This window comes from Candidatus Aquicultor secundus, from assembly GCF_002791875.1.
GTDB classification, from domain to species: Bacteria; Actinomycetota; Aquicultoria; order Aquicultorales; family Aquicultoraceae; genus Aquicultor_A; species Aquicultor_A secundus.
This window is the reverse complement of record NZ_PFNG01000109.1, coordinates 396-1,199: the sequence shown is the minus strand read 5'-3', so window position 1 is coordinate 1,199 and position 804 is coordinate 396. Positions and strand designations below refer to the sequence as shown.

Below are 804 nucleotides of genomic sequence, written 5' to 3'. Positions count from 1 at the left end.
TGTTGATGCTTCAGCCGTGCAGGGCACCGCGTATTACTATTGGTTATCAGCCATAGATACGGCAACCCCTGCAAATGAAAGTGAAAAGGCCGGCCCGATTTCCGCCAGCCTAAGCAGCAGCAAACAGCCCGATACATTCAAGGATATCACTAATGCCCACTGGGCACGTAGCTATATCGAAGAGTTGCTTACCAGCGGTATCGTTAAGGGTTATGCGAACGGTTCTTTCCACCCACAAAGCGATGTAACGCGAGCTGAATTTGCCAAGATGGTTTGCGAAATCATGATAAAGAGAGCGAACTGGGTTCTAAGCACGGAGACGTCCTCATCTCTGACAGATGTCCGGGCAGACCATTGGGCTGTCGTGTATATCGAGACGGTTAGTGAATACGGCGTGATGGTCGGCTACAAAACCTCAGATGGTACTTTATTCAGGCCTGACAAGAATATCACGCGGGCCGAAATTGCAAAGATCATCTCAACCGTTCTGAAGCTCGAACGTGGTGAGAGCAAGCTTAAAGATGTTGGCACACACTGGGCTAAGGAGCATATCAATGCGTGCGTTAAAGCCGGCATTATCAGCGGATACAAGAATGGGAATTTCGAGCCTAGAAGCTTTGCAACACGAGCGGAAGTATGCAAGATGCTCGTTAAAATGATGAAGCTGCTGGACACACAAAAGAATAAGGGCAAAAATACACAGCAGTAAAAGCTAAAATACACAGCAAGCAAAAATAAAGGCCCCCCAAAAGACGGGCCTTTATTTTTTGCCTTACTAACCCCTGTTAACATAAGTCCAATCCC

The 804-nt window shown here is 47.4% G+C and carries 1 protein-coding gene; it reads left to right on the top strand.

Annotated features, from left to right (window positions below; all coding sequences use genetic code 11):
- The coding region (locus COY37_RS04620) for an S-layer homology domain-containing protein (protein WP_286976398.1) at positions 1-709 on the top strand (709 nt) is incomplete at its 5' end.
- Positions 710-804: the final 95 nt, after the last annotated feature.